Here is an 8,735-nt window from a genome sequence, read left to right on the forward strand (position 1 = left end):
TGACACTAAAGGACATAGATCTGGAAAACAGAATAATCGATATCAATCATCAAGTGCAGAGATTCCGCTCCGGCAAATACGACATCTGCCCCACCAAGACCAGTGCCGGTACCCGCAAGCTGCCGATGACGGAGGAAGTGTATCAGATGTTCAAGTCCCTGGTGGAAAACAGACCGACAGATCTGCCGGAGGTTATTGTTAAAGGTTATGCCGGGTTCCTTATCAGGGACAAGGACGGAATGCCTGAGGTAGCTCTGCACTGGGAGCACAGGTTCCAGCATGCAGTTAAGCGGTATAACGACATCTACAAAATTCAGATGCCGTCAATAACACCTCATGTATGCCGCCACACTTATTGCAGCAATCAGGCCAGAGCAAGAATGAATCCTAAAACTCTGCAGTACCTGATGGGACATTCTGAAATTTCAGTAACCATGGACGTCTATACTCATCTGGGACTTGATGATGCCAAGGATGAGATTATCAGACTTAAAGAGCTGGAGGATGCCAGAAAGGAAATCAATAACATTGAGCATGATACCATACGCAGCATGGAGAGTCAGTTCAAGTACATCTAAGGCATCCGCCACTAATCTTTTCAAGCTCATGACCATTACGGCATGGGCTTTTTTCATATCTGCGCATAATTGTGTTCCACTAAGAAAACATGAGTAGCAAATGGAGTAGCAAATGAAGTAGCAAATAGAGTAGCAAATAGAGTAGCAAATAAGGGACAGATAGAGTATTATTAAGAATAGCGAAGATTAGCTCCATTGCAAAGCCAACAATAATGTATTTAAGGGGGATGTAGCGATGAATATAGGGGTCGAAACAGAAAAAATTGAATTTAAGAAGACAACAGGAGAGCTTCGAGAAGGAATAACATCTTTAGCTTCAATGCTCAACAAGAATGGCTATGGGATTCTGTATTTTGGAGTTAAAGATAACGGTGATGTGATTGGTCAGCAGATGGGAGACAGAACCCTCAGAGAAATATCCAAGGCGATAGCAAATTTCATTAAACCTCAGATTATACCTACCATAGAACATAAACTGATAGATGACAAAAACGTAATAAAGATTGAAGTTCGCGGTTCTGAAAAGCCTTATTCTGCATACGGACGGTATTATATGCGTTCAGCAGATGAAGATAGAGAATTAAGCCCGACAGCCTTGAAAGAGTTGATGGACAAGCAAGCCACGTCAGATATTTTGACTTTAGTGCCTGCTCCAGTTCAGACACTTTCATTTAATAAACTTAAAATTGCATACGTAACAGCAGGCCTGACAGTTGATCAGTCAACTTTCGAAGATAATACAGGGCTGAAAAATAACGATGGAAAATATAATCTAATGGCCTTTCTGCTTGCTGATGAAAATGATATTTCAATTAAAGTAGTCACCTTTGCAGGAAAAGATAAGACAAAACTCATAAAAAGAAATGAGTATGGCGGAACCTGCCTGATTACCTCTATTGATAAAGTATTGGATTACATGGAGTCCATCAATGAAACCATGGTTACGATGGGCAATCACAGACGAACAGAAGAAAAGTTGTTCGATATGGCCAGTTTTAAAGAAGCCTGGCAGAACGCATGTATCCATACAAAATGGGACAAAGGAAATCCACCGGCAGTTTATATTTTCTCTGACAGAATAGAAATCATCTCCACTGGGGGATTACCAGTAGACTTAAATAAAGATGAGTTCTATAAAGGAATAAGTAAACCCGTAAATTCAAAACTCCAAAAGATATTCGGACAATTGGGATATGTGGAACAGACAGGTCACGGTATTCCTCTTATCATCAGCAATTACGGAAAACAGGCTTTTGATATTATGGAAAATTTTGTTAATGTTACTATTCCGTTTAATTATATTAAGCAGGATTCCGTCAGTAATGAGACAGAGAATACAGCAAGCATTAATGAGACTGAACAACGTATTGTTGATTATATTAGCCAAAATTCCGGTATCACGATAAAAGAATTAGTCAGTGCAAGTGGATACTCTGATGGATATATAAGAAAAATACTTACTTCGTTAAAAGAAAAGAAGATTATTGAACGTCAGGGCGGTAATAGATACGGAAAATGGATAGTTGTAAAACGATAAAATCCACGAATATAACCCAGACTTTTATTCCATAGCCGAAAACATAAAAGATGGTGGCCTCACTGAAGCCACTATCTCTCACAGCCCATGAAGATGTCGTCACGGCATTTTGCACATAATTGCCTGCGAGCGTATTAAAAATAGCCGAGTAGTCTGCCTCAGGATTTTGACTACGATTTGACTACTTTTTGTGTACACAAAAGGCAGTATTTTGGATATTTTCGTCATTTCTGTTAATATTGCGAAAGGCAGTTCTGCATAGATTGAGGGCCGGCAAACCTTGCAGACATGGGCTTTTCTCGGCAATTCAGGATAATCAATAATGACAACAAGAGTGCTTTTCGTGTGCTACGGCAGGCGAATCCAGCTACCCTAGAAACCTTTCATAACTTCATTAACTGGGGCATAACTTTTCTACACTTCGGGTATGCACTACTGACCGACTACAACCCATGAAGGGTAAATGATGAAGGTGTACAAAAGGGAGGGCGACACTGTAAATTGCCGAAACTCCCCCACTATTTAGCCTTTCTGATGATGAGGCTGAGTAGTTAAATGGTAGTCTGCCAATTGGAACACCCCAATTAATTTTACAATTGCATATAAAGACTGTACCATTTGATGTTTATTCTGCTCCTTTTGGTTTAGGGAAAGAATAAGATGTTGAACCTTCAAACATACCAACCATATTTGTAACATTGGAGGTATCCCAGTTACCGATTGGCTGATTGAAGGATTTTGCTCCTTCGAACATTCTTCTCATATCAGTAACCTTGGACGTATCCCAGTTGCCGATTGGCTGATTGAAGGATTTTGCGTTACAGAACATCCCTCTCATATCAGTAACCTTGGAAGTATCCCAATTGCCGATTGGCTGGTTGAAGGATGTTGCTCCCAAGAACATACAGCCCATATCAGTAACCTTGGACGTATCCCAGTTGCCGATTGGCTGATTGAAGGATTCTGCTCTATAGAACATACCTGCCATATCAGTAACCTTGGAAGTATCCCAGTTGCCGATTGGCTGATTGAAGGCTTTTGCTTCGCTGAACATATCGCTCATATCTGTAACCTTGGAAGTATCCCAGCTGCCGATTGGCTGATTGAAGGATTTTGCTCCTTCGAACATTCTTCTCATATCAGTAACCTTGGACGTATCCCAGTTGCCGATTGGCTGATTGAAGGCTTTTGCTTCGTAGAACATCAAATACATATCAGTAACCTTGGAAGTATCCTCAATATTCACGTATTCAAGGTTTTTAAAGCCAAAAAAAGCACAGGCAAGAGAATTGCTTTTATCAGTCAGTTTTACCTCAAACTCAATGCGTTTTATAGGGATGATGCTATTGGCTCTCCAAAAAGGATTATTTCTATTTTGTTCATTTTTCCATTTGTCATAAACTTCGTTTTCATTAAAACATCTTGTAAATTCATAATTTATCGTTAATGAATCAATTTGGTTATATGCAATCTTTTGAATTAAATCATCTGTAATTTCATAAGGGGAATTAATTACCGGATTACGCTCTTTCCAATATTTATACCCTCCGAAAACTCCAATTCCGGCCAAAATAACAAGTCCTGCAATAATCCCAACTTTCAAACTGTTTGATTTACCTTTTACCGGGGGGTTTATTGCAGCTCCGCAGTGCTGACAAAAAACAGAATTATCGGGTATTTCTTTCCCACATTTATGACAATACATTTAAGAGTCCCTATTGGTAAAAATTTTTGTAATTAAAACGGAAGCAAGTGGTATGACTTCCGCTCAAAGATTATTATGCCTTTTAATCAAAAAAACTCGGAATGGAATAATTACTCATCCTTCTTAATTATAACCTTCTCTGTTCATTACTATCCTATTTAGTTCGATAACTGCTCTTTTATATTCGTCGTCACGACTAGATAATTGATATATTAATTTCATTATGCAGCATTTATTGATAAACTTTCTTTAATGTATCACAAGATTTCTGATGTTTTAGGTCACATCCTCTTTGTAACGCTTTTTTTATGAATAACAACATCAATTCTTTATCATATTTTTTATGATATTCACTTGATGCATATATTGAAGCCAACTCATAACAAGCTTCACCTTTACCTAAACTACACGCATGATCTGAATATATTGACGCTAAGTTCTCATTTTTGTTAACTCCATCACCTCTTATGTACATATATGAAAGAAACTGACACCCATTAAAATCACCAAACAAACAGGCTTTTTCAAAGGACTTTCTGGCGTTCTCATAACTTTGTTTAATACCATCACCATTCGCATAAAGCTCTCCTAACGAGACACAACTAGATGAAGCATAGTTGTCATAGCAGGATTGCTTACAGACCGAATATGCTTCAGTGTATTTTTTTTCAGCCATATATTTATTACAATCCAATAAACCTTCGGCATAAGTAGAAATAGGGAAAACCATTACCAACAAAAAAAATATAAGCTTCATTTTACACATATTCTTTCCTTAACCATACGAAATGAAAAATTCATAAGTCGCTGTAGGACAAAATCCTTTCATAAATAGTCTCTGCTACAGCATAGCATTAAAATTACCAGCGACTTTAAGGTGTATGGATTTACATTTCTCTGAACAGACCAATTATTATTGCAGTAGCCGTCTCCTCCTGAACGGTAATGCGGAGCGACATAAATACCATTACTCCTATAATATCCTTTCAGGTGTGATGAAGATGAATAACCATTGTTGTAGATTCCAACTTCAGCCGAAGCTGACAATAAAATAAAAGAACCTATAATTTAATTAATACACTTAATTTTTTCATACTTTTAACTTCAAATCAGCATTGCTATAATAAAAAAATTCCAAGTCAAGGTTTATCACTGATGTATTTGCCATTTTACTAGTATTCATGTCTCTCTTTTGTGACCCAAATAAAAAACACATTCTTTTTATTCGCACAATTATCTAACAAACATCCTACTTACCGTACATTAATTCGAACGTGCAATGGTATTTAGTCTGGAGAAAACTAATACTGATGGGCATTGGCCAACCAAATGGGTACCACTTTCCGTGAGGCGGCATCTGTGGAAATGAGAATTCTGCTGTAGTTGCTGTAAAGAATAAAAGGCATACTAGTCAGTACGCCTTTCTTGTCCTTATTTTTGGTTCTTAGTTATGGATATAACATGTATCGTAACTATTAAGTCCACGTGCGTATTCCACTAAAACTTTAGAAACTTTAACATTACCAGAACTAACAATCTGACCATCATCATACTGCTTCCAAGGTTCTGTTTTATCATTCATTAAGGACATCGTTGAAGAAGTCACCGGAGTTAAAGCCTTTTACGATGTTGTACCGAATAATGTCAGAACAGGAGCACTTATTGTAAGAGAAGCTACGGAATTTGCCGGGAGAACCATTGACGGAGAAGCCCATGTTGCCCACCACTCCTTTGAGGTGTTTATCTTCTCTTTTGTGAGTGCTGAAGAATCAGAGGGACTTACCGACAGTCTGGTATCAGCCACTGACGGCAAATACTCGGGTGAATTCAGGCTCATCATGGTGAACGGCATCACTCCTACTGAATACGATCCCGAGGCAGGCTTCTGGGCGAATGCCGTCAGTATGGAGTTTGTGGAACGATGATTAAGGCTGACATATCCGGGGCTGACATTCTCGCGGAAAAGCTCAAGGGACTGTCACCGAAACTTCAGACGAAAATCAGCAGAGTGATTCTGAAAGATGCTCTGAAGGAGACAGGAGCAAGAGAAGAGCTTACCGGGTACATCGGTACGCACTTCAAGTCGCACAGCGGAATTTACAAAAAATCCGTGTCCGGCATCAAGACCTCAAGAGTCCGTTCGGATCATAACCGGATTATCTCATACATACACTTTCTGCCGGTGAGCAGGGTTAAGGGATGTGGGAACGGCTCGAAGAAACACATGCCGCCAAAGACTCTGAACCACTGGCTTAATGCCGGTACCCGTGACCATGCTGTCGGTAAAGGTTCAAGTCTTGAAGGCAACAGGAAGATTCAGCAGATTATCGAAAACAAATACCTGATGGCCATCAACAGAGCGAGACTGAATCTTGCTACCGCCAAAACACGTAAGCAGCAGGAAAAGTACCGTGACATGGTTGAGCGGAACACTAAAAAGCTGGCTGAAGTGAAGGCTCGTGCCACGAAGAAAGCAAGTCAGCACGGCAGAAAGGTTAAGGGCATAACCGCCCGTCATTTCATGGAAGCCATTCAGAAACGAGTTGATTCTACCGCAGTGGCAATTGTGGTTGAAAAGGTAGAAACAGCAGTTAAGGATTTATTGAAATAGGAGAAAAGCCAGATGGCACATACACAACTTTATGACTATGAACCGAAGGAGCCGGTGCTTCTCGGAGGTACCCATTCCCAGTTCTCAACTGACGGAGGCACGACATGGAATGCTCTCCGCGGAGCTCAGGAAATCGGAGACATCGGTGACATTGCCGAATCGGTAGAATGCACCACCATTGATGATAGCCGCAAGATGTATCGCGGAGGTCTCAAGGACTCATCCGAAAAGGAACTCACCATCTACTTTTATGATGATGACGCGGATCAGAAGGCTCTGATTGCTGCCGCCAAGGCACAGCAGACAGTGACTGTCCGTCATCAGTGGCCAAACGGCACGATAGCTTCATATGATCTAAAACTCCTCGGTTACCAGATTATGTCCGGTTCTGCAGACGGCTTTATGCAGCTTAAGGTCTCCGGCAGACAGGCATCAGATGTCGTCTGGTCAACTGCTGCCGAGCAAACAAAAAGTAATGGAGGAAAATAATAATGTCTTATCTTGAACAGATTAAATCACTGAAATTCAAAATCAGCAAAGTGACCGTTGACGGAGTGGACTTTTACCTGCGTGAACTTTCGGGCAAGGCTCGTATCGACTTTGAGAACGAGAAGGACTTACAGCTTCGTGTTCTCAAGATGATGCATGCTTCTCTCTGTGACGAGAATGGGAATCTCACCGAAAAGCCGGAGGACTTCAATGTCTTTATGGAATCCGTGCCGAACAAGGTGCTGAACGCATTGGTGAATGCCTTCTCGGCTCTCAACATCACGGGTGAGACACACCTAAAAAACTAATCCGGGGCAGTTTCGTATTCAGACTGGCGGTGAGAATTGCCCAGGAGCTTCACCGCCCAATCTCAGAGGTTCTTGAATACCCCACCACCGAGTTTAACTATTGGGCGGTGGTCTTTCAGGAGGAATACTATGAGGCTCATCCGAAAGAGAGATACAAGGACGGAATGAGTGATAAGGATTGTGCAAAAGAGGTTGAAAAGTTTAAACGAATGATGAATTAATAAACTATTTCTTATGTCGATTATTATTACAGTCACAATTTTAAGTAAATTGTAGTATTCTTTCATGTTCTTTGTATGTTAAATGACTAAAACGGGTAAAACATGAGACGCAACAATATAATATTTTTGATTTTAGCCAATCTTCTCTTGTTAGGAAATGTGGGATGTTCAAGCCATCAGCACACAGTTAATGACTATAAACAGGAATGTGATAATAATGTAGCTGGAAGTTGCAATAAACTTGGGAGTATATACCTTAAGGGACTTGGAGTAGAGCGTAATTTTAATCTTGCCAAAAAATATTATGAGAAGGCCTGCGATCTATCTGATAGTGATAGCTGCAATACCCTTGGACAATGGTATCGGGATTCTAGAGCTCCGCATATAGACGGGGTAGAAAAAGATTTTTCTCGTGCAAAAAAATATTTTGAAAAAGCCTGTTTACGTGAAATGTACGGCTACGCCTGCACTAATCTAGGAATGTTATATTATTATGGTAAGGGCGTTGAAGCGAATAATGATACTGCTGATGCGTATTTTAGGAAAGCTTGTGAACTTTATCATGACGGGGAAGGATGTTACCGCCATGCCTATATGTATTCAAAAGGTTTAAACGGACCTATAGATAAAGAGTCAGCGAAAAAATATGAAAGAGTAGCTGAAAAATATTATAAGGAGGCCTGTGATAAAAATAACGGAGAGCAATGCGGAAGACTGTCTCATTTTTACCGAGAAAGCAAAAACTATGAAAAGGCTGTTTTTTATGCAATAAAAGCGTGTGATTTAAATGATGTATACGGCTGCTTTATGGCGGGCAGTATAAACAAATACGAGCGTGAGCATTATTATGAGGCCGCGTATTATTATGATAAGGCATGCACATTGTATGATGACAATTGTTGTTCCTTTGTAGGCAATATGTATTATTTTGGTAATGAAATACCGGTAAATAAAAAATTGGCTAAATCATATTACAAAAGATCCTGCGATATAGGAACAAAAGAATGGCGCTCAGATAGTTGTGAGTTTTACGAAACATTGGCAGATCAAGGTTACTAACAAAAACTATTTAATATCATTTTCGACGAAGGATCTCTAACGAGGTCCTTTTTTAGTTTTTACGGAGATCAAAATGAACGACAGCACCATCAGGCTTTCTGCGCCACATCTGCTCTGCTGTTCAAAGCGCAGAAAGGCTCTATCACTGTCATTATCCCATAACCTGGTTAATCGTCAACCGCCAACATCTTACTTTTTGATAAGAATATAAGCATAAAGTATCTATC

Annotated in this window: 10 protein-coding genes; 8 read left to right on the forward strand and 2 right to left on the reverse strand. The window is 39.8% G+C overall.

The genetic code is table 11. The features are described from left to right. Together BMY80_RS11020 and BMY80_RS11025 are read left to right on the forward strand one after the other, a co-directional pair. A partial coding sequence (locus BMY80_RS11020) for a site-specific integrase (protein ID WP_093143682.1) occupies nt 1–578 on the forward strand: 578 nt, incomplete at its 5' end. A gap of 235 nt (nt 579–813) precedes the next feature. Next, the gene (locus BMY80_RS11025; protein ID WP_093143683.1) at nt 814–2,115 is read left to right on the forward strand and encodes an RNA-binding domain-containing protein; all 1,302 of its coding nucleotides are present in this window, start codon (nt 814–816) and stop codon (nt 2,113–2,115) included. Nucleotides 2,116–2,740: 625 nt separating this feature from the next. Here the strand turns inward: BMY80_RS11025 and BMY80_RS11030 are convergent. Together BMY80_RS11030 and BMY80_RS11035 are read right to left on the reverse strand one after the other, a co-directional pair. Beyond that, nucleotides 2,741–3,820 (reverse strand): BspA family leucine-rich repeat surface protein, encoded by a 1,080-nt coding sequence (locus tag BMY80_RS11030; RefSeq protein WP_093143684.1) that lies wholly within the window; start codon nt 3,818–3,820, stop codon nt 2,741–2,743. A gap of 232 nt (nt 3,821–4,052) precedes the next feature. Further along, nucleotides 4,053–4,577, reverse strand: a complete 525-nt coding sequence (locus tag BMY80_RS11035; RefSeq protein ID WP_143066526.1) for a tetratricopeptide repeat protein — start codon at nt 4,575–4,577, stop codon at nt 4,053–4,055. A gap of 997 nt (nt 4,578–5,574) precedes the next feature. Between BMY80_RS11035 and BMY80_RS12620 the strand changes: the two genes are divergently transcribed. The 6 genes from BMY80_RS12620 (at nt 5,575) to BMY80_RS11065 (ending at nt 8,508) form a co-directional block, all read left to right on the forward strand. Further along, entirely contained in the window at nt 5,575–5,745 is a 171-nt protein-coding gene (locus BMY80_RS12620; protein ID WP_245730162.1) for a hypothetical protein, read from the forward strand. Continuing rightward, nucleotides 5,742–6,431: a hypothetical protein gene (locus tag BMY80_RS11045; protein WP_093143687.1), complete on the forward strand. Its 690-nt coding sequence runs from the start codon at nt 5,742–5,744 to the stop codon at nt 6,429–6,431. The genes BMY80_RS12620 and BMY80_RS11045 overlap by 4 nt, the downstream gene beginning before the upstream one ends. Before the next feature lie 12 nt (nt 6,432–6,443). Further along, nucleotides 6,444–6,920: a phage tail tube protein gene (locus BMY80_RS11050; RefSeq protein WP_093143688.1), complete on the forward strand. Its 477-nt coding sequence runs from the start codon at nt 6,444–6,446 to the stop codon at nt 6,918–6,920. 2 nt (nt 6,921–6,922) lie between these two features. Beyond that, nucleotides 6,923–7,228 (forward strand): hypothetical protein, encoded by a 306-nt coding sequence (locus BMY80_RS11055; RefSeq protein WP_093143693.1) that lies wholly within the window; start codon nt 6,923–6,925, stop codon nt 7,226–7,228. 29 nt (nt 7,229–7,257) lie between these two features. Then, complete coding sequence (locus BMY80_RS11060; protein WP_093143695.1) at nt 7,258–7,449, forward strand: hypothetical protein; 192 nt, start codon at nt 7,258–7,260, stop codon at nt 7,447–7,449. Between the two features lie 102 nt (nt 7,450–7,551). Beyond that, nucleotides 7,552–8,508, forward strand: a complete 957-nt coding sequence (locus BMY80_RS11065; protein ID WP_093143697.1) for a tetratricopeptide repeat protein — start codon at nt 7,552–7,554, stop codon at nt 8,506–8,508. Nucleotides 8,509–8,735: the final 227 nt, after the last annotated feature.

This window comes from Ruminobacter amylophilus (assembly GCF_900115655.1).
Taxonomy (GTDB): domain Bacteria; phylum Pseudomonadota; class Gammaproteobacteria; order Enterobacterales; family Succinivibrionaceae; genus Ruminobacter; species Ruminobacter amylophilus.